This window comes from Thermosynechococcus sp. QS41, assembly GCF_031583515.1.
Classification (GTDB): domain Bacteria; phylum Cyanobacteriota; class Cyanobacteriia; order Thermosynechococcales; family Thermosynechococcaceae; genus Thermosynechococcus.
The window spans coordinates 2,256,643-2,281,778 of record NZ_CP134181.1 but is presented as its reverse complement, the minus strand read 5'-3'; the positions used below and the strand labels follow the sequence as shown (position 1 = coordinate 2,281,778).

The window sequence follows — 25,136 nt, the reverse complement described above, 5'->3', positions numbered from 1 at the left end:
ACAGAAACTTTATTCTATCGGAATTTTTCCCCTAGCACAAGAAGCCTGTGATCGAAAAAACTGTGACTATACCCCCTCACAAAAATGAGAAACCCCCTAAGCTTTCACCTAGGGGGAGGAGGAGTCTTGTTCTGGCAGAAAGTTGCGAATTTAAGGGACTACTTGGTTTCCGAAAACTCAGCGTCAATCACTTCGTCACCACCACCACTGCTACCGCTGCTGCTGGAGCCAGTTCCATCACTGGACTGCGCACTTTGATAAACACTGGAGCCGACGCTGTAGAGGGTTTGTTGCAGATCCTGCATCAGCGATTTCACCCGTTCAAAATTAATGGATTCAATGGGTTTCTTCTCGGCTTCAGTGCCGATTTCCGAGCGCAGGTTAGCAATGAGGGCGGTGAGGCGGTCTTTATCGCTGGTGGAGACTTTGTCAGCCAATTCGGATAGTTGTTTCTCCGCTTGGTAGCAGAGTTGTTCCGCTTGGTTTTTGGTCTCGATTTTCTCGCGTTTGGCTTTATCAGCAGCGGCATTCATTTCCGCTTCGCGCACCATGCGTTCTACTTCATCCTTAGGCAGCGTTGAGGCGCCGGTGATGCTAATGGACTGCTGTTTGCCGGTGCCTTTGTCGCGAGCGGTGACGTTGAGAATACCGTTGGCATCAATATCAAACGTGACTTCGATTTGGGGCACACCGCGGGGTGCCGGCGGAATGCCATCCAAACGGAAGGTGCCGAGGCTCTTGTTATCGGCGGCCATTTCCCGCTCCCCTTGCAGGACGTGGATTTCCACATTGGTTTGACCATCAACCGCAGTAGAGAAGACCTCGGATTTTTTCGTCGGGATCGTGGTGTTGCGGGGAATAATTTTCGTCATCACGCCGCCAAGGGTTTCCACCCCCAAAGACAGCGGTGTGACATCAAGGAGAAGAATGTCTTTCACTTCCCCTGCCAGCACCCCAGCTTGAATAGCGGCACCCACCGCCACGACTTCATCGGGGTTCACAGTCTGGTTGGGGTCTTTGCCCAATAGCCGTTTGACCAGCTCTTGGATGGCGGGAATGCGGGTAGAGCCACCCACCAGTACCACTTCGTCAATTTGATCTTTGCTGAGTTTGGCATCCCTGAGGGCTTGCTCAACGGGTACGCGACAACGGTCAATGAGGTCAGAGCAGAGTTCCTCAAATTTGGCGCGGGTGAGCGTCATGTCGAGGTGCTTAGGCCCATCCTGCGTTGCAGTAATGAAGGGCAGGTTAATTTCCGTTTGCATGACGCTGGAAAGTTCAATCTTGGCTTTTTCTGCCGCTTCTGTCAGCCGTTGCAGCGCCTGTTTGTCTTTGCGCAGGTCAATGCCTTCTTGGGCACGGAAGGATTCAGCCAAGTAGTCCACAATTTTCTTGTCAAAGTCGTCACCACCAAGGTGGGTGTCCCCGGAGGTGGCGAGCACTTCAAAAACGCCATCACCGACTTCAAGGATGGACACGTCAAAGGTACCACCGCCAAGGTCAAAGACAAGGATGGTTTCATTGGCTTTTTTATCTAGGCCATAGGCCAAGGAAGCGGCGGTGGGTTCGTTGATGATCCGCAGCACTTCAAGACCGGCAATTTTGCCAGCGTCTTTGGTGGCTTGGCGCTGCGAGTCGTTGAAGTAGGCGGGCACAGTAATCACCGCTTGGGTGACTTCCTCGCCAAGGTATTTGCTAGCATCCTCTTTTAGTTTGCGCAGGACTTGAGCAGAAATTTCTTCGGGGGCAAACTGTTTGCCAAGGGCGGGGCAATCCAGCTTGACGTTGCCATTGACGTTCAAAACTTTGTAGGAGACCTCGGTGGCTTCGTGGGTCACCTCATCAAAGCGACGGCCAATAAAGCGCTTCACAGAATAGAAAGTATTTTCGGGGTTCATCACTGCTTGCCGTTTGGCAATTTGACCCACGAGGCGATCGCCATTTTTGGTGTAGGCAACAACGGAGGGCGTTGTCCGAAACCCTTCAGCATTGGCAATAACCGTGGGCTTGCCCCCTTCCATGACGGCCACACAGGAGTTGGTGGTCCCCAGATCAATTCCGACAACTTTTGCCATAGCGACGAAAACTCCCTTTGCAGGCTAACTTCGATGCGGGGCACAGCACCCATATTGGGCTTAACCCTCTCTCCTTCCTATAGTGCGATCGCTCCCGCTCTCTGCAAAAGGGGGATTTACCGAACCTACACAGGGTGGTCAGCCGCGTAGGGCAAAGGATCCACAAGCCCTAATTCGGCAAAGGCCGCTAAACGCAATCGACAGGCATCGCAGCGACCACAGGCCTGTTGGCCATCGCTGTAACAGGACCATGTTTTTTCCCAAGGAACGCCGTACTCATTCCCCAGACGAATGATGTCTTTTTTGTGGAGTTCAATGAGGGGGGTGACAATTTCAATGGGCTGGCCTTCACGCCCCTGCTTGGTACCCAAGCGATAGACCTCCTGCATTGCAGCAATATAATCAGGCCGACAGTCGGGATAGCCAGAGTAATCGAGGGCATTGACGCCAATATGAACCGTTTGCGCCCCTAGGGCTTCGGCATAGGCAAGGGCAACACTCAAGAAAATCGTATTGCGGGCGGGGACATAGGTAATGGGAATCTCTTGGCTCATGGTAGCCAGATCGCGATCGCGAGGCAAGTCAATCGTTAAATCAGTCAAGGCAGAGCCGCCCCACAACTGCAAATTCAAGGAGACCATTTGATGCTGAATCACGCCGGCGGCGGTGGCAATGGCGATCGCGGCTTCTAATTCCCGCCGATGGCGCTGCCCATAGTCAAAGGAAAGGGCATAGCAAGCATAACCCAGTGCCTTGGCACGAAATAACACCGTGCTGGAGTCTAACCCCCCTGAGAGCAACACGACGGCCTTTGGTGTCGTCATCATAGCTGTCTATCAAAACCTTTACATTTGGCAATGCTGTGGTAGCATCTTTCTGAAAATGTTCATTCTGTGAGTTGCTACTTACGGCGGGCGATCGCCAACACCAAGCCTTTCCCCGGTTGCGTAGAGGAGTGAAATAACTAGACATGAGTTCTGCCGTCCGTCCCCAGCCCGAACCACTGCGCATTGGCGTTATCGGTGTTGGCAACATGGGTCAGCACCATACCCGTGTTTTGAGTTTACTCAAAGATGTCGAACTTGTGGGCATCTCTGACGTGAATCTGGAGCGGGGCATTGATACCGCTAGCAAATATCGGGTGAAATTTTTTGAAAACTATGTGGATTTACTGCCCCACGTTGAGGCGGTGTGTATTGCCGTGCCCACCCGTCTCCACCATGAAGTGGGCATTACCTGCTTGCGCCACGGGGTACATGTCTTGGTGGAAAAACCGATTGCCGCCAGTATTAGCGAAGCAGAATCGCTCGTCAACGCAGCAGCGGAGTGCCAGTGCATCCTCCAAGTCGGACATATTGAGCGATTTAACCCTGCATTTCAAGAACTGAGCAAAGTTCTGCGCACTGAGGAAATCCTTGCCCTTGAAGCCGATCGCATGAGTCCCTACTCCGATCGCGCTAATGATGTCTCAGTGGTTCTCGACTTAATGATCCACGATATTGACTTGCTATTGGAACTCACCAATTCCCCTGTGGTGCGCCTAACGGCCGCCGGCAGTCGCTCTGCCAACTCTGGGTATCTGGACTACGTGACCGCCACATTGGGCTTTGCCAACGGCATTATTGCCACCCTCACGGCCAGTAAAGTCACCCACCGCAAACAACGACGCATTGCTGCCCACTGCAAAAATTCCCTCACGGAGGCAGATTTCCTAAAAAACGAGATTCTTATTCACCGCAAAACCACGGCATCGTGCAGTGCCGATCATGGCCAAGTTCTCTACCGCCAAGACGGTCTCATTGAGAAGGTCTATACGAGCAATATTGAACCCCTCCATGCCGAGTTGGAGCACTTCGTCAACTGTGTTCGTGGTGGTCAACCTCCCTCGGTGGGTGGGGAGCAGGCACTCAAAGCGTTGCGCTTGGCCAGTCTCATTGAGCAGTTAGCCCTTGATGGCCACAGTTGGGGACAGTTGGATGCTTCCTTGGCGGCACTGATTCGTTAGCACGCATCGCCCTCGTTTCCTTGCGCTAGGGTAGTAAGTACAGCAGCGAGGGTTGTGTCAATGACGGATCTGGAAGGTTGTGCCTTTTTGGCAGCCCAAGCAAAGGTGAAGTCCTATCTTGCCTACTGGTTTCAGCTGGGCAAACGACTGTGTATTTGGGGCGGAGCGCATACGGTGCTGCCGCAACCTGTCCTTCAGGGCGATCGCTACAGTCAAGCTTTTGAGGCCTGCTGGGTCTATGTGATCTCTGGTCAGGCAGGAGACTGCTTTCTTGAGGACACGGCGGAGACGATTACGCAACTCTTGAGCGACTGTTGGGACATTACCCCCTGTGCCCGCTGCCAAATGCCTGTGCCTCTACCCTGTCATGGGTTACCCCCTGTACACTGTCCCTGTGCCAGTCTGCCCAATTGGCCGAATTTTGAGTTACCGCTGCCCCGCAGCCCCATTAATCCCCGCACTCACCTATTGTCACTAAAAAAACGCCTCAGTCTCTAATGTGTGGGATTTGCCCCTACCCCCGATTGTTGCCCCTCAATGGCAGGCGCCACACGATAATCTCACCTTGTATTCCCATGCGCTGCATCTTTGGTGGTTAACGCTTCCCCCTGATGTGCCCCGTGAGGTTACCCTGCGCGCCTATTTACGACGCTATCAGCCGAATCTTGGCGAGAAGCCTCTACCGCGTACTGCTGGGGGTAAGCCCTATTTGGATGCTTTGGAATTTAACTGGAGCCATAGTGGTAACTTAGCGGTGTTGGCCGTGAGTGGCCGGGCGGCTGTAGGGGTAGATGTAGAAATATTGCGCCCCTGTCCTCAGCGTTCAGCCATTAGTCGGCGGTTTTTTGGGGCGGCTCTGCAACAAAGGATATTAGAGGGGAGCGATCGCTCGTTTCTACAGGCTTGGACATACTATGAAGCGTGGCTCAAGGCTCAGGGGATCGGGGTATGGCAGCGGACGGCGGCTCAGCCTTTAGAACATTGGGCAGTCAGTTTCCCCGTGGGCGATCGCGCCATTGCCAGTGTTGTTGTGCTAACGCCAACGCCGCTCCAGTGTGTCTTTTTTTGGCCAGAAGTAGTGGGATAAATGAATGTTCACACTTGAAAACGGCGTAGATGCTCCAAGATATTCATCGACGCTTTAACCTGCTACTGCTGACCATGAATAGATGAGATGAGGTTGCCACTCACTGGGGGGCTGTTGGGTGTAGGCTTGGCGATCGAGATCCATCGGTAGGTTGAGCATTGGATCGCTGCCGGTGGCCACGAGAAACTCAAATCCCTTCAGGGTTGGCCATTGGCAAAATTGCCGCAGCAGGGTTTGCACCGCCAAGACATAGGGATGTTCTGGCTGCTGATACCACTGGCGATCGGCCACATGGGGTTGGTCAAAGCCAAAGTGAACAATCAGGTCAGGATGTCCAAAGATGGCCTGCGCAACGGGCCGAGCTTCTTCGCGCACTAGCAAATGGACGCCTGCGGCCAGATGACGTATTTTTTCCAACCGCTCATAGCGATCGCCCGCATCTAATTGCGACTCCTGCCAGCGAAAGGCCACTGTGATCAGGTAAGTTTGTAGCAGTAGATGCCCCAGTTTCTCCGCCTTAGTCGTCAAGTAGGGGGTGTTGTAGGGCGTCGCTTCAATCAGCAGGGGCACCCGATCCACCACTTCGAGGCCATAGCCCTTGAGGCCAGCAATTTTACGGGGGTTATTGGTAATCAGGCGAATCTGCTTCACTCCCAAGTCATTGAGCATTTGGGCGCCAACGCCATAGTTACGCAAATCCGCTGGGAAGCCGAGGTGCTCATTAGCTTCCACGGTGTCCATTCCCAAATCTTGCAGGGAATAGGCACGTAGCTTGTTGACTAGGCCAATGCCACGACCCTCTTGGCGCAGATAAACCACCACACCGCGTCCTGCCGCGTTAATCATTTTCAGAGCCGCTTGCAGTTGCATCCGACAATCGCAGCGCAGTGAACCGAGGGCATCGCCCGTCAAACATTCAGAATGAACGCGCACCAGCACGGGTTGCTCGCTAAACGTGGCAGGATCTCCTTTGACAATGGCGACGTGCTCCGATTGATCGAGGGAATTGCGATAGCCATAGATTTGAAATTCACCGAACTCCGTCGGTAGCTTGGCCACAGCTTCGCGGCGGACAAAACGCTCATGCTGGAGACGATAGCTAATTAAGTCGGCAATGCTAATAATCTTCAGTTGGTGGGTGCGAGCATATTCAATGAGTTGGGGCAGCCGCGACATGGTGCCGTCGGGATTTTGAATCTCACAGATGACCCCCGCTGGGTAGAGACCTGCCAACCGTGTCAGATCGACGGCGGCTTCGGTATGGCCGGCTCGCTTGAGAACCCCCCCAGGGCGCGATCGCAGGGGAAAGACATGGCCGGGGCGACGTAAATCTTGAGGCTGGGTCGTCGGGTCAATAAGGGCTTGAATGGTGCGGGCACGGTCTTCGGCGGAAATGCCTGTGGTCACGCCCCAACGGGCACCGGCATCAACACTCACCGTAAAGGCAGTTTGGTTGCTATCGGTATTTGTTGTTACCATTAAGGGCAAATCCAATTCATCGAGGCGATCGCCCTCCATGGCGAGGCAAATCAGTCCTCGGGCATGAACCGCCATAAAGTTAATCATGGCTGGGGTCACACGCTCAGCGGCACCAATGAGATCCCCCTCATTCTCACGATTTTCATCATCCACCACGACGATAACTTCACCCCGCCGCAGGGCATCCAACGCAGATTCAATCGAGTCAAACACAGGCACATCCGCCAAGGCAGTTCCTTCCAGAATTTTTAAGGCTTCTTATTATTAAGTTACAGCCTTTTTCACGAGGATTGGGTGCCCGCAGCACTAGCAGGTAGGATTACACCAACTTTTCAAGATAGTATTGAACAGCGTACGATCTCCCACGAAAACCCATCTGTGGCTCTTTCCCTTGTGGAAATGCTAAAAACCTCGTCATCATAGTGAAAGGTTTCACCAGCCAATCTGCTGCATGTCTCATCTATTGCTCATACTGGTTATCATTGTTGGCGCGTTAGTCTTCCTAGGGTTAGCGCTTTATCTCCTGTTTCCTCGCAAGTACGAGTCTGTCCGCTCTGTCGCCGAGTCCTATGACGACTGGACCAATGACGGCATTCTTGAATTTTACTGGGGTGAGCATATTCACCTTGGCCACTATGGTTCGCCCCCCCGTCGCAAGGATTTTCGCCAAGCCAAGGTAGACTTTGTCCATGAAATGGTGCGCTGGGCGGGTCTCGATCGCCTGCCGCCGGGGACAACGGTTTTGGATGTGGGCTGTGGCATTGGCGGGAGCAGTCGTATGCTAGCGCGTGACTATGGCTTTCACGTGACGGGAATTACAATCAGCCCTGAACAGGTACGGCGGGCGCGGGAACTCACTCCTGCGGATCTCAACGTGCAGTTTCAGGTGGATGACGCTCTAGCCTTGTCATTTCCAGATGCCAGCTTTGACGTGGTTTGGTCAATTGAGGCCGGCCCCCACATGCCCGATAAACAGCAGTTTGCTAAGGAATTACTCCGTGTCCTAAAGCCGGGGGGGATTCTTGTGGTTGCCGATTGGAACCAAAGGGACGATCGCCAGCACCCCTTGAACCTCTGGGAGCGGCTCATTATGCGGCAGCTCTTGGATCAATGGGCACACCCCGCCTTTGCCAGTATTGAAGGCTTTGCCGAAGCCCTTGCCGCAACGGGTTTAGTGGCTGGAGAGGTGATCACTGCTGACTGGACACAGGAAACGCTCCCCTCGTGGCTAGATTCAATTTGGCAGGGAATTGTGCGACCAGAGGGGCTGATTCGCTTTGGCCTACCGGGGCTAGTGAAATCTTTGCGGGAAGTACCCACCTTTCTGTTGATGCGGCTTGCCTTTGGCATGGGACTGTGCCGCTTTGGCATGTTTCGCGCTGTGCGAGCCGAAGTTCCCGCTATTGCTCTAAACTCAACTGCCGAGAAATAATCGGGTACATCATGCCCCAAATGGCCGGCTGTACATCCTTGAGAGCGTGATCACTGTCCAATTCCACCCGACTCACCCAAGGGCGGCCTTCACAGTAGCGACGACTGGCTTCGATGGGAATCACCTCATCCTGAAGACCATGGAAAATGAGGGTAGGCACAGGCCGCTGCAGCTGGCGATCGTCGTACTCTAGTAAATCCTTGGCAAAACCATAGCTAAGGGGGAGCAGGCGCTCTTGCGTGTAGTGATACACCTCCAGCACACCCGTTTCTTGCCAGCGGCGGTATTGATCGCCCAAGCGCGGCAGCCAATGGATCGCAAACTCAAAGGCAGGTGCCAGCAGAAACAGTTGCACCACTTGGGGATGCTTTTCGGCTAGCCAAGCAGCCGTCAGGCCACCAAAACTGGAGCCAATCAATGTGACGGGTTCCTCTGGGGCGAGCAGCGCTTCTACTTGGTCAATTTGACGACTTAAGGTCAAATGAAAAAAATCCCCCTGATTGAGATCAGGAATGAGTAGCGGTTGACCGAGTTCCGCAAAGCGATCGCGAAAATACTGAGCTTTACTTGAGCGCGGCGACGAGGCAAATCCATGGAGGTAGAGATATTGCATTGCTCAATAATCCCTTGTGAGGAGCGGACATATTTTTGTCGCACTTTGTCAATAATCTTAACAAATTAGCCCTTTAGCCATAGGTTGTTCAAGGGTGATCATTGAAAATAATTCAGAATACTGATCAAACAGCTCAACAACAATTCCTTATTTTGAAGGAACTGTTACAGTTTCTCACAACTCGCATCAACACCGCGATTTCAATGCTACGATGCCGTTGAATCTGGCTACAGCCCTTTTCGCAAGGAGGGCAAACGCTCAAAACTGCGAAAGCCCCTATGGGAGAGGATTGCATCCCCTTTATGGTTCCCATATCCAAGAAAAGGGTTGTATCTGGCCGATCTTAAGAATGAAAACGTGAGAGATTGAGGATCGAACGCATGACAACACTCACTGGGCAACCCCCGCTCTATGGTGGCAGCACTGGCGGCCTCCTCAGCGCAGCGGACACCGAAGAGAAATACGCCATCACCTGGACAAGCCCCAAAGAGCAGGTTTTTGAAATGCCGACGGCTGGGGCTGCGGTTATGCGTGAAGGGGAAAATCTTGTTTACCTTGCCCGTAAGGAGCAGTGCCTTGCCCTAGCCGCTCAGCAACTGCGTCCCCGCAAAATCAATGACTACAAAATCTACCGCATTTTCCCCGATGGTGAAACGGTGTTGATCCATCCCAAGGATGGTGTTTTCCCTGAGAAGGTGAACCAAGGGCGTGAAGCCGTCAACTCAGTGCCCCGCTCCATTGGCCAAAATCCCAATCCTTCGCAACTGAAGTTCACCGGCAAGAAGCCCTACGATCCATAGGTCGGTGCTGAGCTATCTCCTGATGACCCCCTATGGATCAACCATGGGGGGTATTGATTTTAAAGTAACGTTGTGATTGAGCAGTGCTGCTGTAGAGGTTTTTAACTCATCGGGATTCAAGAGTGCTGCCGTAGAAGCCTTTAACTCCCCATGGGTTTGGCGCAGGGTTCTCAGGTTCTGCACAAGGGTGAGGATCGGCTCAATGGCTGCCTTGGCATCGGCATACCCTTGTGCTTGCAGGGCGGCAATGCGATCGCTCCGGAAATCGAGCAAGCTTTCTAGACTCCCCAGTACAACCGTGTTTGAAGTATTCAGCACTGTCTGTGGTCGAATCTCAATGATTGTCAAATTAGGGAAGTCATAACGATTCCAGGGCACCCCATCCTCAAGGTGAATGACAATGGCATGGGTACAGCCCCGCTGCGCCAACGCTCCCAAGGGCACATTATCCTGAAGTGCCCCATCCACATAGGTTTGACCATTGACCTGTCGCTGCGGAAAGGCCAAAGGAACGGCCGCACTCGCCAGCAGCAAGTTCAATAACGTCTCTGGGTCATCCATATCCTGTGCCCGCAGCCACTCAGCTTTTGTGCCTGTCCAAACGCGACACATGTCAATCAATGTCATCAACAGGTTATAGCCCAGACCCGGAATTTGCAATGAGGGAAAAACCGTTACCCAAAGCTCCGTACCCCGTTTCAGTTGGTTGTAGTTTACATAGGAGTGCACAAGTTCTTCGATCGGGCGCGGGTCAAAGAAGGAATAGCATTTGGGGAGAATCCCCGTCACTGTCAAAAAAGTATTGATCCATCCCCCAAATTCAGGTAAGGCAGATTGGATGCCATAGCTGATGAGAATGCTGAGCCAGTTGGGGTTGGCGGAGATGATATTGGCGGCACCAATCTCACGCCAAATCTCCTCGAGCTTGCTCACACCCCGAGCCAATTGCTGGGGATAGCTGGCAATGATGGCGCCATTGAGGGCACCGATACTGGTACCTGCAATAATGTGCGGTTCAAATCCCTGTTCAGCGAGGTAGCGCAGTGCCCCCACTTGGTAAGCACCTTTGGCACCACCACCCGTGAGGACTAAACCAACTTTTGAACCAGTGTTTAGCATAATCACTCCTTGGATTTCAGAGACTGGAGGGAATGCAACGTTGCAGCGGCAGTTTCATGAACAATCCGCTGAATGACTTCTTTAGCATCTAGGGTATAAGGAGGGTGCTGAAGGACAAAGGAAGGCTGCTGTTGGCAGTATAGTGTTGACATATTGTGCAGCAAGGGATAGGAGTCTGAATAGCGGCAACTCGCCAGAATGTCGTAAACGATCTCTGTATCCTCTTGTGCTGTTGCTTGCCGAGTTACTTTTAGCAGCGTTGCGGTACTGAAGAAATGCTTGGGTAAGTAGTGCCGCTGGTGCGCCAAAATTTCATTCACCAGTAGGTCGCGATAATAAGTGACTTGTTGTTCAAGTTCTAGGTAGGCAATGGAACTGTTGTAGATTTCGCGGGCTAAAAATAGGATTTGGATAGCCCAAGGGAGATCGTGATAGCTTTGGCCACTTCGCCAGAGAGAGAAAATGCGATCGAAATCTTCCCGTGCCGTCACTCGCCGTTCAAGGGTAGCAATACGTTTCTCTTGCTCTTGAAACTTGCGATCGCAGGTCTCAATTAAACTATTCAATAAACTATTCAATGCCTGCGTGTTGTGATTAAGCCCCTCACGAGTTTCTCGAAGAGAGTGCTGAGTAGTGACAAGACATTCACGAGTTTCTCGGAGGGAGTGTTGGGTAGTGACAAGGGCATACTCAGTAAATTGCAGCTTTTCAATCAGTTCATTGGTAATGCTCAGTAATGCTTCCTGTCCTCGGGTCAAGTTTTGGGCAAGAAGGGTATCTTGCTGGTAAGTGCGACCTGTTAAACTATCCAGTAGCCTACCCAAAAAACCTCGATTGGCGCGATATGCTATCAAAGACTGATTGGTGTGAATGCTGTTAGCTAGATCAATCAGTAGCTGATCATTGGCAAGAGGAATTCGCTCTTCAATGGTTAAGTAATTCATAGAATCTACAACGCAAAAAATTACTTTAATCGACTTAAATAAATCGGCATCATCAGCAGTCAGGAAGTACTGGGGGCTAGGTTAGCACAAAAGATAAAAAGTGTTGACACTGTACGGTAAGGAAAGTTGAATCCGCAATAAAATTTAATAATTTGTCAACTCAGTATTCACCTTCAATACTGCTGATCAGAACTTGCTCTACTCGGCTCGAATAAATTGAAATATCACACTTCACTTTTTGAGCATCCTCCTCGAGCTGCTCTAGTTGCTTCATCACTTCTTTTTCAACCTCAAGTATACCTAGGGTTGCTTGATAGCTTCTTTTTCGCAAATTAATGTCTTCAAGAAGCTTATGAATAAAGCCGTGAGTGATGTTTAGAGATTCCCTGATTACTTTCGGTGCAGCAATTTTAATGAGTTCACTAATCACTTTAGTGAAAAACTGATAAAATCCTGAGCGTTCATACCACTGCTTTCTAGCTTTCTTAGTAAACGCGTCTTTGTCAATCTCTTTTAAGTTTTGTTCCCAGTCATCCCTAAGAATTTCTCTTGCCAAGTCTTTGGCTTCAGGTCGAGTCCGCCAGTCTTCTCCTAAGCCATGCTGCTTCAGGAAACGAGCAGCACAATAGGCTCGTTGGGCAGATACCTCGAAAACATGAGAGCTAGGAATTCTAAATTCCTGCTGCACAAACTCCCGCACTTCTGCAGGAGTCATATCCCCTCTGCGTCGTTGATCAACTTTGTTTACGAGGGCATAGATATTTTCAGTTCCACCACGAATCTCAGCAATTGCCAGAACGGTTTCTTGAACACTTTTAGCCGCTTCAGTCTTGAGTTGGGTAAAGTCTAGGACAACCAAAATGAGACTACTACGCTCAAGTTGTTCAGCAAAAATATTCTTGATTTCTAAGTTCTCGCCTGCTTCGTTAGGACCTGGAGTGTCAATAATGACAAGGTTGCCCACTGTCGTATTGATGGGCTGATCCTCAAGGGTAAAGGGCGCGACCCTAATTTGAGGCAACTCCTGCATTCGTTTTATGACATTACAGTTGGGAACAAGTTCACTCGCTAAACGCACGATGTCATTCATGGGATGCAAAACTGTGCGGATATTTTCAACGCCTTTTATCTGTCGCTCGAATAGGAAGGGGTTGCTAATAATGTTGATTAGTGTGCGGGTCAAATGAGGATATCGCTCGCGCAATAGTTTCTCAACGCCTGTGCGATCTGTTTGACATTTCCAGTGAATATGATCAGCAGTCTCGCGAAATAAACTGACCAGCCCTTCGGGAACCATCAGAATAGGTTCAGCAATATTAGGGTCTAAAATGATTTCTGTTGCAGTAGCCGTCATTGCCGTGTTGCGAGCCGGTAGGAGGGGTTGACCGACGACTGCATTGATAATCGTAGACTTTCCTGCCTTCATCGGAGCGACCACGGCCATGCGTAGAGCCATTTCCTCAACGTTGGCGAGGGCTTGTCGAATCGCTAGTGTACCTGAAAATTCTGTGCCTGTTGCTTTATGAAGGTTGTTGTAGCGTTCAACAATGTCAACGGCTTGTTTCAGCAAATGAATGACATCTTGGCGCAAGTCTTCTACTAGAGTTTCACTTGGCTGAATGTCTTGGGCAATGCCGGGGGGGATAGCCGTGGCCATATTATCAGCAGTCAGGGAGTACTGGTGGTTAGGTTAGCACAAAAGATAAAAAGTGCTGACACTGTACGGTAAGGAAAGCTGAATTAATCACTGATTAGAGGAATTTGCTGGTGAATCGCAGGAAGAACCATAATTTTCCAGAACTTCCTCTACTCGACGCGAATAAATTGGAATATCACACTTCGCTTTTTGAGCATCCTCCTCGAGCTGCTCTAGTTGCTTCATCACTTCTTCTTTTTCAACAGCAGACTTTCTCTGATATTCTTGGCTCTCAATCAGGGTTGTTCGATAATCCTTGAGATAGCTACTGAGATACTCGATGTATTGTTCTGCTTCTACTTTAAAACCTTTTTCTAAATAATTATTAACCTCTTGTTCTATTTGATTCGCTTGGGTGTCTATTTGTCGATTGATTTCCTCAACGACTTTATTGAGATAGACTACATATTCTTGAATAGTCTCTGTATAAATTTCATCCACTTCCTTAGGAATTAGCCAAAACCAGTACCACCAAAATCTCTTTTCCACTTTTCGAACTTTGTTGACAGTCCTAGTTAAAGCTTCGGGTCGAAGTTCAGAATTGCCAAAACTAGCCTTTGAAACCTGAAAATCAGGAAGGCTTAATTGCACATTAAAAGTCATCTGGAGTCGTTCTCTTGCTTTTTCTAGGATAGGCTGAGTTTCTTCCTCTATTTCTTTCTTTAATCCAAGGATTTTTTCTCCTACAAATTTTTCAATCTTTTTCTGGGTATCACCAAAAAACTTTTCTGCTTCTTGTGAAACTAGGTTAAATATTTTTCCCTGAAAATCTTCAGCGTCATGCCTTGAGCTAAAAGGAATCCTTAAATGATCCTCACGAGACTTGTCGTTGGTTAATTTGTGTGCAAAGTCTGCGAGAAAAAGCATTACTTTTTTGAGAACATCAGCCTGCTCATACTCTTTTTGAGAAAAAAGATGACTAACGTCTGCTCTTGCCTTGTTCTTCAATTCAGAGACTTCACTGGCAATCTGATTCTTAATTTCTTTTTGATACTCCTCGATAATATTCAACAGATTAGCCGAATTTTCAATTTTCTTAATATCTTGATTTAGTTGCTTAATTTCATCCTCAAGTATACCTAGGGTTGCTTGATAGCTTCTTTTTCGCAAATTAATGTCTTCAAGAAGCTTATGAATAAAGCCGTGAGTGATGTTTAGAGATTCTCTGATTACTTTCGGTGCAGCAATTTTAATGAGTTCACTAATCACTTTAGTGAAAAACTGATAAAATCCTGAGCGTTCATACCACTGCTTTCTAGCTTTCTTAGTAAACGCATCTTTGTCAATATCTTCTAAGTCTTCTTCCCAGTCATCCCCAAGAATTTCTCTTGCCAAATCTCTGGCTTCAGGTCGAGTCCGCCAGTCTTCTCCTAAGTCATGCTGCTTCAGGAAACGAGCAGCACAATAGGCTCGTTGGGCAGATAGCTCAAAAACATGAGAGCTAGGAATTCTAAATTCCTGCTGCACAAACTCCCGCACTTCTGCAGGAGTCATATCCCCTCTGCGTCGTTGATCAACTTTGTTTACGAGGGCATAGATATTTTCAGTTCCACCACGAATCTCAGCAATTGCCTGAACGGTTTCTTGAACACTTTTAGCCGCTTCGGTCTTGAGCTGGGTAAAGTCTAGGACAACCAAAATGAGACTACTACGCTCAAGTTGTTCAGCAAAAATATTCTTGATTTCTAAGTTCTCGCCTGCTTCGTTAGGACCTGGAGTGTCAATAATCACAAGGTTGCCCAAAGCGGTGTTGATAGCCTCGCCTTCAGAGGTAAAAGGTGCTACTCTGATCTGGGGTAGCTCCCGCATCCGCTTTACAGGGTTGTAGGCAGGAACTATTTGGCTGGCTAAACGTACCAAATCATTCATTAGTTGCAGGGCTTCACGCACACTTTCGACACCTGTTGTTTCTTCTTTGAACAAAGTGCCGTCATTCCTGATAATGTTTTCAAATGTGGTGTCAAGATGAGGATATTTCTGTAACTTAGCTTTAACGTTGTCACGATTCCTATTGTATTCTTGGCGGATTTTCACCGCTGCCTTTTTGAATAAAGTGAGGGTTTCTTCGGGGACAAAGAGAACAGGTTCAGGGTAGTTTGTATCTAAAACGATTTCCGTTGCAGTAGCGGTCATGGCAGTATTGCGGGCAGGCAAAAGCGGTTGACCGACAATTGCATTGATAATCGTGGATTTGCCAGCTTTCATGGGGGCGACCACGGACATGCGTAGAGCCATTTCCTCAACGTTGGTGAGGGCTTGCCGAATCGCTGCTGTACCTGAAAATTCTGTTTTTTCTTGAGATGAATCCCTCTCTGCTGTTTTATGGAGGCTGTTGTAGCATTCAACAATGCCAACGGTCTGTTTCAGCAAATGAATGACATCCTGGCGCAAGTTTTCTAGTAGGGTCTCACTTGGCTGAATGTCTTGGGGAATGCCGGGGGGGATAGCCGTAGCCATACAATCAGCAATTAAGAGCAATTAAAAGAGGACTGAAGCCTATGGTAGCACAAAGAATAAAAACTGTTGTAATCTACAGCTCTTTCCTAAAAGAAAAAGGACACGCTCCCTGTAAACATTGATTTTGGCTGCTTTGAGCGCATTCAGGACTTAGGGAAAAGACCGTTAGGGTTTTAGTTCTTAACAAAAATTAATGATTAGCCTTCTATGGGTGAGCCTGATCCTTGTCCACAGGTGTTTTCCCGATTACTATCCCATGATCGGTCTGTTTTAGCGATCGCCCCCCTTGACTGGTACAAATAGAGTGAATGAAAAAGCGGTGATCTAAATGAGTCGTACCCCCTTAATTGAACGTCTTGCGGCTGAAATTGGCCGTGATATCTATATGGATGTGGCCAAATGGCATCTGTATCTCGCTGATGCCAAGCTGGCAACCCCCCTCGCCGAAGCCTTTTTGCCCCTCCTAGAGCAGGGGGAGGTTAATTCGGCACAGGTCACGAGTGTCTTGCAAGAGGTTTCAGTTCCCCTTGGCGGGGGTCAGCAGTCCCTTTCCCTCGATCGCCTGATTCCCAAGGCCAACCAAGAGCTGCTGGTAGAACTGCTCAACCGTTTTCGCCAAGAGGAGCTTTAGCCCTAGTGCACGGTGCCCCATTCCTGTTGGGCATTGACGGGGGGCAAGAGATACAGGCGTAACAGGTGGCCGGCGATCGCCAACTGGTGAGGAAGCTTCCGCAAGGCCTTCAGCCACTTGGGTTGCTTGCTGGCTTCAATGGCTTGGAGTTTTTTATGGATTTCGACACAGCGTTGCAGCCGCGGATAAAAGTCAGGGTGATCGACATTGAGCACCACCGAGAAGGTGCGAGCGGCCGTCTCATTGGTTTTGGCAATGACCTCGCGATCGAATTCCGTGGCATCAAGGCCAAGGGCTTCATAGAATTTGGCACGCTCATGCACCGTCAGCGTATGGGTGGCAAACACCGTCAGCAGGAAAAAGCGCATCCATAGTTTGGCACCCCAGCCTTGAATCAATTGGGGTTGGGAGTGGATCAAGGCCTTGAAAATATCGCCGTGGCGGTTTTCGTCTTGGCACCAACTTTCAAAGTAGTTAAAGAGGGGATAGAAGGAATGTTCGGGGTGCTTTTCTAGGTGACGGTAGATGATGATGTAGCGCCAGTAGCCAATTTTCTCCGATAGATAGACGGTGTAGAGCACCCATGGCAGGGGGAAAAACGTGTAGGTGCGCGCCTTAGAGAGATAGCCCAAGTCCATGCCATGGCCAAAATCCATCATTGCCTTGTTGAGAAACCCTGCGTGCCGCGCTTCATCCCGTGCCATGAGGTGAAAGATTTCCGCCAAGAGGGGGTTGCGATTCTTCAGCTTGCGCGAGAGTTCCTTAAAGAGCAAAAACCCTGAAAACTCAGAGACACAGGAGCGCTCAAGGTAATCAATAAAGGCTTTGTGGGTCTCTGCATCCAAGGTGTCCCATGTGCCTTTGAAGGCGTCGTCGCGGACAAAGTGATGGCGGTTGTAGTCTGCCCGCATTTCCGCCAACATTGCTTCGAGTTGTTCCTGCTGGCGACTCAGGTCAAGTTTTGCTGCGTGTTCAAAATCTGTTGTGTAAAAGCGGGGGGTTAAAAGGTTTTCACGAATGGTTTTAACGCTCTGACTCGCATCGGGATTGGGGGCGATCGCCACCATAAGCCTTTCACTCCTATAGAACTAAACCTATGTAGGTCATACCGTTTTACTATACTATATCCCTCAGGACGGTCAATAACCGTCTTGACGATTTTGCAAAAGTAGGCAGTTTTGTAATGTTTTTTGAAGTTTCACTTGACACCCATATGGTCAAAAAGTAATACTCACCCTTAGTTTGCCTTTCTGCCCCTATTCAGCCCACGGCCATTCGCCGTTGGCAGGATGAACTCATCTCAAAAAAGATTGTTAAAAATTGATTTCAGGAGTTACAGGTATGACCGTGCTCTCCCTTGCGCTGCGGGAAGGAACTGCTGAGGCTCACACCTTGGCCGAACACACCGCCTTCATGAAATGTTTTGTCCGCGGGTTGATTACGCCGAGCCTCTTCCGCCAGTTCTTGGCCAATCTCTACTTTGTGTACACCGACCTCGAAGCTGCCTTAGCCAGTGCTACGGGCGATCGCCTGCGGGCGATGTATTTTCCCGAACTGAACCGCAGTGGCCAACTGGCCGAAGACTTGGCCTTCTACTACGGCGACAATTGGCGCGATCAGATTACCCCCCTCACAGCCACTCGCGTTTACCTCAGTCGCATTCATGACCTCGCCCAAAGTGATCCTCTGTTGCTCATTGCCCATTCCTACACCCGCTATATGGGGGATCTCTCTGGGGGACAAGCTCTGAGTAAAATTGTGCGTTCCCAGTTAGCGCTCCCCGCAGGCAAGGGCACCGCCTTTTACGAGTTTCCAGCCCTGCCGACCCCAGAAGACAAGAAAGCCTTTAAGCAGCGGTATCGGGAAACCTTGGATAGCCTCAGCCTCGATGAGGTCGCGATCGCCCGCATTGTCAAGGAAGCCAACTTTGCCTTTACCCTCAACTGCCACCTCATGCACGCCCTAGAGTCAGAGCTAAAAGCCACCATTGGCGATCAGATGTGGCAGTCCGTGGTGATTGAGAATCAGCCCAGTCGGCGGGAGCAATCCCGTCCTGAAGCTGTTGCCGTTTAAGGCCCACTGTTGATCTTGTTAGGAGCTTGCAAACATCCATGAGTGTGGTTCAGCCAATTCAATTTGATGGGGCATTGCTGCAAAAATACGATCGCCCCTTGCCCCGCTATACCAGCTATCCCACGGCTGCCGAGTTTACTGCTGACTTTGATAGCCATTGTTTCCAGCGGGAACTGCTGCGGAGTAACGCAGGGCATCTGCCTCTGTCCCTATACGTGCATATTCCCTTTTGCCAAACCGCCTGCTATTTTTGCGGCTGCAATGTCATCGTCACCCAAAGCCAAACGATTGCCAAAACCTACTTGGATGCCTTAGCAGAGGAAATTGCCCAAGTGGCGGCACGGCTGGATCGCACTCGTCCAGTGATTCAAATGCATTGGGGCGGCGGTACCCCCAACTATCTCACCATTGACCAAGTGGAATCCCTGTGGCGGACGCTCACCCACCACTTTGAATTTGCCAACGATGCCGAAATTTCCATTGAGGTCAATCCCCGCTATATCGACCGCGAGTATCTCTTTCGCTTGCGCGATCTGGGCTTCAACCGCATTAGCTTTGGTGTGCAAGACTTTGATCCTCAAGTTCAGCTGGCTGTCAATCGGGTGCAGCCGGAGGCGTGGCTCTTTCAAGTGATGGAGTGGATCCGCGCTGCTGAGTTTGAGAGTGTCAACATTGACCTGATCTACGGCCTGCCTTTTCAAACGGTGCAATCTTTTGAAACCACAATTGCCAAAACAGTGCGCCTTGACCCCGATCGCATTGCGGTCTTTAACTTTGCCTATCTTCCCAATTTGAAACCCATCCAAAAGCGAATTGACCCTGCTACCCTACCCGATGGCACGACCAAACTGGCCATTTTGCAGCGGGTCATTGAAACGCTAACTAGCCAAGGTTATCAGTACATTGGCATGGATCACTTTGCCAAGCCCACGGATGAGCTGGCGATCGCCCAAGCAGCAGGAACGCTCAAACGCAACTTTCAGGGCTATACGATCCTGCCCCCTGCAGATTTGATTGGCTTTGGTCTGACCTCAATTAGCATGTTGCAGGAGGCCTATGCCCAAAATCAGAAGCATCTAGCCACCTACTTTAGTGACATTGCGGCGGGGCAATTGGCTACAGAACGCGGGATTCAACTGCGCCCTGAGGATCTGCTGCGCCGCACCATCATCATGGCACTGATGTGCCAATTTACCTTGGACAAGGGGGCGATCGCTCGCCAGTTCCAGCTGGACTTTGATGCCTACTTTGCTCCAGAGTTGGCCGCACTCCAGGACTTGGCTGCCGATGGCCTGATTCATTTAGGGCGCGATCGCCTAGAGGTCACCCCCGTAGGCCGACTCCTCATCCGCAATGTGGCTGCCGTCTTTGATACCTACCTGCAACACAAATCTGGTAAGACATTTTCTAAGGCCATTTAGGCTCAGCCGAGGATTGCCCTGAGGATTGTCTTGGTGGCTCAGATTCTCTAGATTACAACTTGATTTCAACTTGCGTCTAAATCTGCACACGGTGTTGAGGAGTGCCCATGTCATCATCCCTAGAACTCCAACCTGAAACTGCCCGCCTCAATTGGGCCTTTGTGCTTTTTTTAACGACGGTTCATGTCTTGGCCGCGGTTGCTCTCTTCTTTTTTTCTTGGTCAGCCTTGGCGGTCACCATCTTTCTCCACTGGCTCTTTGGCAGCATCGGCATTTGCTTGGGATACCATCGCCTCCTGAGTCACCGCAGTTTTCAAGTGCCCCAGTGGTTGGAATACATCATTGCTGTTTTGGGTGCCTTGGCCATGCAGGGAGGTCCCATTTTTTGGGTGGCCGGTCACCGCTTGCACCATGCCCACACCGAAGATGAAGTCAAAGATCCTTACTCAGCGCGGCGGGGCTTTTGGTGGAGCCATATGCTCTGGCTGGTCTATCCCCATCACCAATTTTTTGAGGCTGAGGAGTATGCCCGCTTTGCCCCAGACTTGGTGCGGCATCCCTTTTACCGCTGGCTGGATCGCTACTTTTTGCTGCTGCAAGTGCCCCTTGCTTTGCTCCTCTATGGCCTTGGGGGTTGGTCATGGCTGCTGTGGGGGATGTTTGTGCGGGCGGTCTTCCTCTGGCACAGCACGTGGTTGATTAACTCCGCCACCCACAAGTGGGGCTATCGTCGCTTTGAGACCGATGATAACTCTCGCAATCTTTGGTGGGCAGCCCTCCTCACCTACGGCGAAGGTTGGCACAATAACCACCATGCCTATCCCCACGTGGCCAAGGCCGGCTGGTACTGGTGGGAAGTGGATCCCACTTGGTGGGTGATTCGCACACTCCAAGGACTGGGGCTTGCCTCCAAGGTACAGTTGCCCCCCTCCACCGCCCTGTCTAAGTTACCGTAAATTGCGCCGGCTGCGGTGGGCGATCGCCAAATTGCTCAGGCGATCGAGGCCAACCTCCTCAGCGGTCATTAACTCTGTCCACAGGGCATTCACCTTGGGGTCAGTTGGCTGTTGCTGCCGCAGTTTGACCAATGTCTCGAGGGCATCGTACCACAGGCCATGGCTAGCCAGCAGGTTATAGCGTTCTACAGGACTGACCTGGGGCAGTTGCTTGTTCGGGATCCTTGGTAGTGTTACCCGCCGTACCCAGCCTTCCACAAAGCGAATCTGTGATGGATCAGGATCTCGGGGATTGCAAATGAGACTCACCGTCCAGCGGTAGTCCACCCCCTCCTGTAGGGGCGGTACGTCACCCGCCAACGTAATACTGTCTAGGCGCGGGCGATTGGCCATCGGAAACTGCTGCTTGTAAATTTGCACCTGCGTCCCGTCGGCAAGGTTCTGAAAGAGGGCAAACTCCAGAGCTTGGTAATTATTGGCGGGTAAATACCAGTAAAACGTGGGACGATTGGCTGCCGTTAAACCAATATTACTTGCTGGTACTAGGGCGATTAAATCCGGTTCGTTCGCCGCTGTTTGCACTCTACAGACGCCGCGGGTGGCTGCCCCCTCCCGATTCCCCGGCCGGGATAGGTTTTTGGGGGGCGTAAATCCCGCCCAACTCAGACCCGCATTGAGGATGAGTACGGCCAAGCTCCAAGGAACGAAATATCGCAGTGACGTGAAAATAGGGCGTTTCATAGGTCAAGATCCTTAATGAAAAGCGGTAGCGGGAAGTGTTAGGGGGGCTTATCGTTAATCTTTGGTCATTTCCCTACCTGCCACACTACTACCATAGGAGTTGGGTGTGGGCTGCGGGGTGATAGCGCCAACGAGATGGTGATGATGTCCATCACGTACTGGTATTGCGCTGGCTCACAACCTGAGTAGTTTTCAAGACGAGGACAGCACCCTAGCAGTTCCGAAGTGGCGCGGGCATGATGTCAGCAGCAGGCATATTAGCAAAGGGCTATCTCTATACTGGAAAGTACCTATAGAATTTTTGCGCTGAGCGCTGTTCCCACTACTTTTCTAAATTTCTTGATCTAGTGGTGTTGCGTGACTCCTCGCTGTGAACACTCTCTCCCTTAAGTGGTTTCTCTTGCCCCCCCTCAGTGTTGTGGCGGGTCTCAGCATCTTTTTGGTGGGATCAAGGGGGCTGTCGGCAACGGCAGCAGAACGAATTATTTTTCGCTATGGCCCCTTCGAGCGATCGCTCCCCATTGCTGATTTAGAACGCTTTGCTACCACTGGCCAAGCCTCCCCAGAACTCGCCAGCTATTTACGGTTATTGCCGCCTGTGCATCAGCAGCAATTGCGGTTGGCCTTACAAGAACGGCTGCGCCTCTCGCCGGTGGCTGTTGCCCAACTCCTGTATTCCCCCCTTGGTCAAGAATTGATGGTGCAAGCGGGCCGAATTCTCGAAACCCAAAGCCGCCAAGAAAACGCCCGTGCCCTGCGATCCGCCCTGATTCTCGCTGCCACTGATCCCAAGGGTCTGACCGCGTTGAGTGTGATGCGCCATTACCCCTCCCCCAGTATCCGCTTTGATCTCAAGGAAGGACTCGCGATTCTCAAAAACTTCCAGCATACAATCCGCGAAACAGAGACAATTCTGGATGTTGTTCGTCAACAGGCGATCGCAAATCAGCCAGAATCTATTCCTGCCAGTGTGCAATCACTGCCCCAACCGGGGCCTTGGCGGTGGCTCGAGATGCCTTGGACAGCAGTGGATGCATCGCCTCGGCGGTTGCAGTTGACGGGACATTCCCGCCCCATTGCAGCGGATCTCTATCTACCCATCGTTCCTGCGGGACAGCGGGTTTCAGTGGTCATCATTTCCCATGGATTGGGAGCCAATCGCTACAGTTATCGCTATTTGTGTCAACATCTGGCCTCCCATGGGTTTGCCGTCATTGCCCTAGAGCATGTGGGCAGCTCCACCCGTCAGTTGCTGTCCTTTGCCATAGGCCATGTCACTCCTAGGGTGGCGGCTCAAGAATTTCTGGATCGCCCCCTCGATGTCACGTTTGTCCTCAATCGTTTAGGGACATTTCCTGAGCAACTCTATCCTTGGGCAGGGCGGCTAGATTTGGAGCGGGTGGCAATGATTGGTCAGTCCTTTGGCGGCTACACGGCTCTCGCCCTCGCGGGGGCACCGTTGGATTTTCAACAACTGCGGCGACATTGCACAAGAAGTGTTCTCGACTCGTTTAATGTGTCACTGCTGCTCCAATGCCAAGCGCAAGCATTACCACCAAAGGTCTATTCCCTACAGGATCCCCGTGTGCAAGCGGTGATTGCTGTTAACCCGATTACCAGTGCTGTCTTTAGTCCTGAATCCTTGAGGCAGTTGAAAATTCCCGTTATGTTTGTGGCTGCCAGTGACGATCCGATCGCCCCAGCGGTCGAGGAGCAAATTTATCCCTTTACATGGCTGACGACGCCCGATCGCTACTTGGTGTTGATAGACGATGCCACCCATTTTTCAACCATTGGTGAGGCGGGTCAAAATGAACCGGTGCTGCCTGTGCCCCAGTCCCTTGTCGGTGCCATGCCCCCGCGATCGCGCACCTATCTGCGAGGATTGAGCTTAGCCTTTTTACGCTTGCACCTTCTAGGGGATGAACAGGCACGGCAATGGCTGACACCGGCCGCAGCAATGGCGTTGAGTTCGCCCACCCATGGCCTGAACCTGACCCAATCCCTAGCCCCAGAACTGTTGGAAAAGGTTCCACAGGCAGCGAAGTAATGATCAACTCGACTGTGAATGCTAAATCCCTGATGGTAGTGGGAACCAGCTCCCATGCCGGTAAATCTCTCCTCACAGCGGTGATTTGTCGTTGGCTGGCGCAGCAGGGCTACCGTGTCACTCCCTTTAAGGGACAGAATATGGCCTTGAATGCTTACGTCACCCGTGAGGGCGGTGAAATTGGCTATGCCCAAGCAATGCAGGCCTGGGCGGCAGGGATAGAACCCGAAGTGGCGATGAACCCGATTCTCCTCAAGCCCCAAGGCAACATGACCTCCCAAGTGATTCTCAAGGGGCAGGTGGCGGGGGTCACCCAAGCAGCAGACTACTATCGGGACTATTTTGAGCGGGGTTGGCAGGCGATTACCGAGGCCTTGGCGGATCTGCGACAACGCTTTGACTGGATTGTGTGTGAAGGTGCAGGGTCACCCGCAGAAATTAATCTCAAGCACCGCGATCTCACCAATATGCGGGTGGCGACGTATCTTGGGGCACCGACGATCCTTGTGGCGGATATTGATCGGGGGGGCGTCTTTGCCCACATTGTCGGGACATTGATGCTTCTTGATCCTGCTGAGCGATCGCTCATTCAGGGGATTGTCATTAATAAATTTCGTGGCCAGCGATCGCTCCTTGACAGTGGTGTGCAATGGCTAGAGGAGACCACAGGAGTACCGGTGTTAGGGGTGATTCCCTGGCTCGAGCGCCACTACGCTGCCGAAGATTCCCTTGATCTATGGGATCCGCGTCCCCAACGCCAAGGGGCAGACTTGAAAATTACAGTCATTCGACTACCGCGTATTGCCAACTTCACCGATGTCGATCCCCTGCTGGCGGAACCCAGTGTCTCCCTTGAGTTTCTACCCCCCCATCGTCCCTTGGGGCAACCCGATGCCGTGATCCTGCCGGGGACGAAAACGACGATTGCTGATCTCCACGTCCTACAGCAAACGGGGATGGCAGCGCAACTACAAGCCTACGCTGCCCAAGGGGGAACCATTCTCGGTATTTGCGGTGGGTGGCAGATTTTGGGTACCACCATCAGCGATCCTCTGGGCTTAGAGGGCTGCCCCGGCACCTATAAAGGACTGGGACTCATGCCGCTGCACACGCAATTGGGGGTAAGCAAATGTACCCAGCAACAACAAACCCAATCCATTTATTTCCCCGGTCCTGAGCCGATCGTGGGCTATGAAATTCACCAAGGCCAAAGTGAATACACAGGCGATCTCAACGGTTGGCAGCCCCTTTTTTCTGCCTCAGAACTCGGCCTTGTTAACACGGCGGGCACGCTTTGGGGCACCTACCTGCATGGGCTATTGGAAAATGGTGCTTGGCGTCGCCATTGGCTAAATGGGTTGCGATCGCGCCGGCAATTACCCCCCCTACCCACAGCCATTCCCCACTATGCCGAGCAACGGACTGTTGTACTGGATCAACTTACAGAAGCCGTGATGGCTCACCTGAACCTAGAGAGCATTTGTAAATTATGTTGATGTAAAAATTTCAAATTGTTAGCAATTGTCATCCCTTGCAAATGACTCCCCTAGACTGAGG

21 protein-coding genes are annotated in these 25,136 nt (G+C 51.1%); 11 read left to right on the top strand and 10 right to left on the bottom strand.

Annotation, left to right across the window (positions count from 1 at the left end; genetic code table 11):
* Nucleotides 1–158: 158 nt before the first annotated feature.
* Both dnaK and queC read right to left on the bottom strand, forming a co-directional pair.
* Nucleotides 159–2,075: a molecular chaperone DnaK gene (gene dnaK, locus RHJ80_RS11210; RefSeq protein ID WP_206200234.1), complete on the bottom strand. Its 1,917-nt coding sequence runs from the start codon at nt 2,073–2,075 to the stop codon at nt 159–161.
* Between the two features lie 125 nt (nt 2,076–2,200).
* On the bottom strand, nt 2,201–2,902 hold the full coding sequence (gene queC, locus RHJ80_RS11205; protein WP_206200233.1) for a 7-cyano-7-deazaguanine synthase QueC: 702 nt from the start codon (nt 2,900–2,902) through the stop codon (nt 2,201–2,203).
* A gap of 143 nt (nt 2,903–3,045) precedes the next feature.
* Between queC and RHJ80_RS11200 the strand changes: the two genes are divergently transcribed.
* Genes RHJ80_RS11200 through RHJ80_RS11190 form a run of 3 tightly spaced genes read left to right on the top strand, consistent with a single transcriptional unit; the run spans nt 3,046 to nt 5,167 of the window.
* On the top strand, nt 3,046–4,080 hold the full coding sequence (locus tag RHJ80_RS11200) for a Gfo/Idh/MocA family protein (protein ID WP_149819497.1): 1,035 nt from the start codon (nt 3,046–3,048) through the stop codon (nt 4,078–4,080).
* A gap of 60 nt (nt 4,081–4,140) precedes the next feature.
* Entirely contained in the window at nt 4,141–4,578 is a 438-nt protein-coding gene (locus tag RHJ80_RS11195; RefSeq protein ID WP_225901575.1) for a hypothetical protein, read from the top strand.
* Between the two features lie 10 nt (nt 4,579–4,588).
* A complete protein-coding gene (locus RHJ80_RS11190) occupies nt 4,589–5,167 on the top strand; it encodes a 4'-phosphopantetheinyl transferase superfamily protein (protein ID WP_302678331.1) in 579 nt (192 codons plus the stop codon).
* Nucleotides 5,168–5,221: 54 nt separating this feature from the next.
* Here RHJ80_RS11190 and ribBA read toward each other — a convergent pair whose 3' ends face one another.
* The gene (gene ribBA, locus RHJ80_RS11185; protein ID WP_225901720.1) at nt 5,222–6,865 is read right to left on the bottom strand and encodes a bifunctional 3,4-dihydroxy-2-butanone-4-phosphate synthase/GTP cyclohydrolase II; all 1,644 of its coding nucleotides are present in this window, start codon (nt 6,863–6,865) and stop codon (nt 5,222–5,224) included.
* A 232-nt stretch (nt 6,866–7,097) separates the two neighbouring features.
* Between ribBA and RHJ80_RS11180 the strand changes: the two genes are divergently transcribed.
* The gene (locus tag RHJ80_RS11180) at nt 7,098–8,078 is read left to right on the top strand and encodes a methyltransferase domain-containing protein (protein ID WP_310801010.1); all 981 of its coding nucleotides are present in this window, start codon (nt 7,098–7,100) and stop codon (nt 8,076–8,078) included.
* On the opposite strand, the gene RHJ80_RS11175 is transcribed toward RHJ80_RS11180, so the two are convergent.
* Nucleotides 8,047–8,691, bottom strand: a complete 645-nt coding sequence (locus RHJ80_RS11175) for a YqiA/YcfP family alpha/beta fold hydrolase (protein ID WP_310801009.1) — start codon at nt 8,689–8,691, stop codon at nt 8,047–8,049. The genes RHJ80_RS11180 and RHJ80_RS11175 overlap by 32 nt on opposite strands.
* A gap of 380 nt (nt 8,692–9,071) precedes the next feature.
* Here RHJ80_RS11175 and RHJ80_RS11170 point away from each other — a divergent pair, with 380 nt between their 5' ends.
* Entirely contained in the window at nt 9,072–9,491 is a 420-nt protein-coding gene (locus tag RHJ80_RS11170) for a photosystem I reaction center subunit II PsaD (protein WP_149819488.1), read from the top strand.
* Nucleotides 9,492–9,521: 30 nt separating this feature from the next.
* Here RHJ80_RS11170 and RHJ80_RS11165 read toward each other — a convergent pair whose 3' ends face one another.
* The 4 genes from RHJ80_RS11165 to RHJ80_RS11150 all read right to left on the bottom strand — a co-directional run bounded on the left by RHJ80_RS11165 (nt 9,522) and on the right by RHJ80_RS11150 (nt 15,707).
* Entirely contained in the window at nt 9,522–10,610 is a 1,089-nt protein-coding gene (locus tag RHJ80_RS11165) for a patatin-like phospholipase family protein (RefSeq protein ID WP_310801008.1), read from the bottom strand.
* Nucleotides 10,611–10,612: 2 nt separating this feature from the next.
* Complete coding sequence (locus RHJ80_RS11160) at nt 10,613–11,554, bottom strand: diguanylate cyclase regulator RdcB family protein (protein ID WP_310801007.1); 942 nt, start codon at nt 11,552–11,554, stop codon at nt 10,613–10,615.
* A 160-nt stretch (nt 11,555–11,714) separates the two neighbouring features.
* A complete protein-coding gene (locus RHJ80_RS11155; protein WP_310801006.1) occupies nt 11,715–13,211 on the bottom strand; it encodes a dynamin family protein in 1,497 nt (498 codons plus the stop codon).
* An 87-nt stretch (nt 13,212–13,298) separates the two neighbouring features.
* Complete coding sequence (locus RHJ80_RS11150; RefSeq protein ID WP_310801005.1) at nt 13,299–15,707, bottom strand: dynamin family protein; 2,409 nt, start codon at nt 15,705–15,707, stop codon at nt 13,299–13,301.
* A 328-nt stretch (nt 15,708–16,035) separates the two neighbouring features.
* Between RHJ80_RS11150 and RHJ80_RS11145 the strand changes: the two genes are divergently transcribed.
* Nucleotides 16,036–16,338 (top strand): DUF3181 family protein, encoded by a 303-nt coding sequence (locus RHJ80_RS11145; RefSeq protein WP_149819480.1) that lies wholly within the window; start codon nt 16,036–16,038, stop codon nt 16,336–16,338.
* A 2-nt stretch (nt 16,339–16,340) separates the two neighbouring features.
* On the opposite strand, the gene acsF is transcribed toward RHJ80_RS11145, so the two are convergent.
* A complete protein-coding gene (gene acsF / locus RHJ80_RS11140; RefSeq protein WP_310801004.1) occupies nt 16,341–17,405 on the bottom strand; it encodes a magnesium-protoporphyrin IX monomethyl ester (oxidative) cyclase in 1,065 nt (354 codons plus the stop codon).
* A 274-nt stretch (nt 17,406–17,679) separates the two neighbouring features.
* Between acsF and RHJ80_RS11135 the strand changes: the two genes are divergently transcribed.
* The 3 genes from RHJ80_RS11135 to RHJ80_RS11125 all read left to right on the top strand — a co-directional run bounded on the left by RHJ80_RS11135 (nt 17,680) and on the right by RHJ80_RS11125 (nt 20,788).
* A complete protein-coding gene (locus RHJ80_RS11135) occupies nt 17,680–18,411 on the top strand; it encodes a biliverdin-producing heme oxygenase (protein WP_310801003.1) in 732 nt (243 codons plus the stop codon).
* A 38-nt stretch (nt 18,412–18,449) separates the two neighbouring features.
* A complete protein-coding gene (hemN, locus tag RHJ80_RS11130) occupies nt 18,450–19,832 on the top strand; it encodes an oxygen-independent coproporphyrinogen III oxidase (protein ID WP_302678321.1) in 1,383 nt (460 codons plus the stop codon).
* Nucleotides 19,833–19,939: 107 nt separating this feature from the next.
* The gene (locus RHJ80_RS11125) at nt 19,940–20,788 is read left to right on the top strand and encodes a fatty acid desaturase (protein ID WP_310453514.1); all 849 of its coding nucleotides are present in this window, start codon (nt 19,940–19,942) and stop codon (nt 20,786–20,788) included.
* On the opposite strand, the gene RHJ80_RS11120 is transcribed toward RHJ80_RS11125, so the two are convergent.
* Complete coding sequence (locus tag RHJ80_RS11120; protein ID WP_310801002.1) at nt 20,780–21,529, bottom strand: DUF928 domain-containing protein; 750 nt, start codon at nt 21,527–21,529, stop codon at nt 20,780–20,782. The genes RHJ80_RS11125 and RHJ80_RS11120 overlap by 9 nt on opposite strands.
* Nucleotides 21,530–21,899: 370 nt before the next feature.
* Between RHJ80_RS11120 and RHJ80_RS11115 the strand changes: the two genes are divergently transcribed.
* Both RHJ80_RS11115 and RHJ80_RS11110 read left to right on the top strand, forming a co-directional pair.
* Nucleotides 21,900–23,579, top strand: a complete 1,680-nt coding sequence (locus RHJ80_RS11115) for an alpha/beta fold hydrolase (RefSeq protein WP_310801001.1) — start codon at nt 21,900–21,902, stop codon at nt 23,577–23,579.
* Nucleotides 23,579–25,075: a cobyric acid synthase gene (locus RHJ80_RS11110; RefSeq protein ID WP_310801000.1), complete on the top strand. Its 1,497-nt coding sequence runs from the start codon at nt 23,579–23,581 to the stop codon at nt 25,073–25,075. Before RHJ80_RS11115 ends, RHJ80_RS11110 begins: the two co-directional genes overlap by 1 nt.
* The last annotated feature ends 61 nt before the right edge of the window (nt 25,076–25,136 follow it).

Bases quoted from the DNA above. Each gene is read 5' to 3' on its own strand.
- dnaK (WP_206200234.1), bottom strand. From the start codon at position 2,075: ATGGCAAAAGTTGTCGGAATTGATCTGGGGACCACCAACTCCTGTGTG.
- queC (WP_206200233.1), bottom strand. From the start codon at position 2,902: ATGATGACGACACCAAAGGCCGTCGTGTTGCTCTCAGGGGGGTTAGAC.
- RHJ80_RS11200 (WP_149819497.1), top strand. From the start codon at position 3,046: ATGAGTTCTGCCGTCCGTCCCCAGCCCGAACCACTGCGCATTGGCGTT.
- RHJ80_RS11195 (WP_225901575.1), top strand. From the start codon at position 4,141: ATGACGGATCTGGAAGGTTGTGCCTTTTTGGCAGCCCAAGCAAAGGTG.
- RHJ80_RS11180 (WP_310801010.1), top strand. From the start codon at position 7,098: ATGTCTCATCTATTGCTCATACTGGTTATCATTGTTGGCGCGTTAGTC.
- RHJ80_RS11175 (WP_310801009.1), bottom strand. From the start codon at position 8,691: ATGCAATATCTCTACCTCCATGGATTTGCCTCGTCGCCGCGCTCAAGT.
- RHJ80_RS11170 (WP_149819488.1), top strand. From the start codon at position 9,072: ATGACAACACTCACTGGGCAACCCCCGCTCTATGGTGGCAGCACTGGC.
- RHJ80_RS11165 (WP_310801008.1), bottom strand. From the start codon at position 10,610: ATGCTAAACACTGGTTCAAAAGTTGGTTTAGTCCTCACGGGTGGTGGT.
- RHJ80_RS11160 (WP_310801007.1), bottom strand. From the start codon at position 11,554: ATGAATTACTTAACCATTGAAGAGCGAATTCCTCTTGCCAATGATCAG.
- RHJ80_RS11155 (WP_310801006.1), bottom strand. From the start codon at position 13,211: ATGGCCACGGCTATCCCCCCCGGCATTGCCCAAGACATTCAGCCAAGT.
- RHJ80_RS11150 (WP_310801005.1), bottom strand. From the start codon at position 15,707: ATGGCTACGGCTATCCCCCCCGGCATTCCCCAAGACATTCAGCCAAGT.
- RHJ80_RS11145 (WP_149819480.1), top strand. From the start codon at position 16,036: ATGAGTCGTACCCCCTTAATTGAACGTCTTGCGGCTGAAATTGGCCGT.
- acsF (WP_310801004.1), bottom strand. From the start codon at position 17,405: ATGGTGGCGATCGCCCCCAATCCCGATGCGAGTCAGAGCGTTAAAACC.
- RHJ80_RS11135 (WP_310801003.1), top strand. From the start codon at position 17,680: ATGACCGTGCTCTCCCTTGCGCTGCGGGAAGGAACTGCTGAGGCTCAC.
- hemN (WP_302678321.1), top strand. From the start codon at position 18,450: ATGAGTGTGGTTCAGCCAATTCAATTTGATGGGGCATTGCTGCAAAAA.
- RHJ80_RS11125 (WP_310453514.1), top strand. From the start codon at position 19,940: ATGTCATCATCCCTAGAACTCCAACCTGAAACTGCCCGCCTCAATTGG.
- RHJ80_RS11120 (WP_310801002.1), bottom strand. From the start codon at position 21,529: ATGAAACGCCCTATTTTCACGTCACTGCGATATTTCGTTCCTTGGAGC.
- RHJ80_RS11110 (WP_310801000.1), top strand. From the start codon at position 23,579: ATGATCAACTCGACTGTGAATGCTAAATCCCTGATGGTAGTGGGAACC.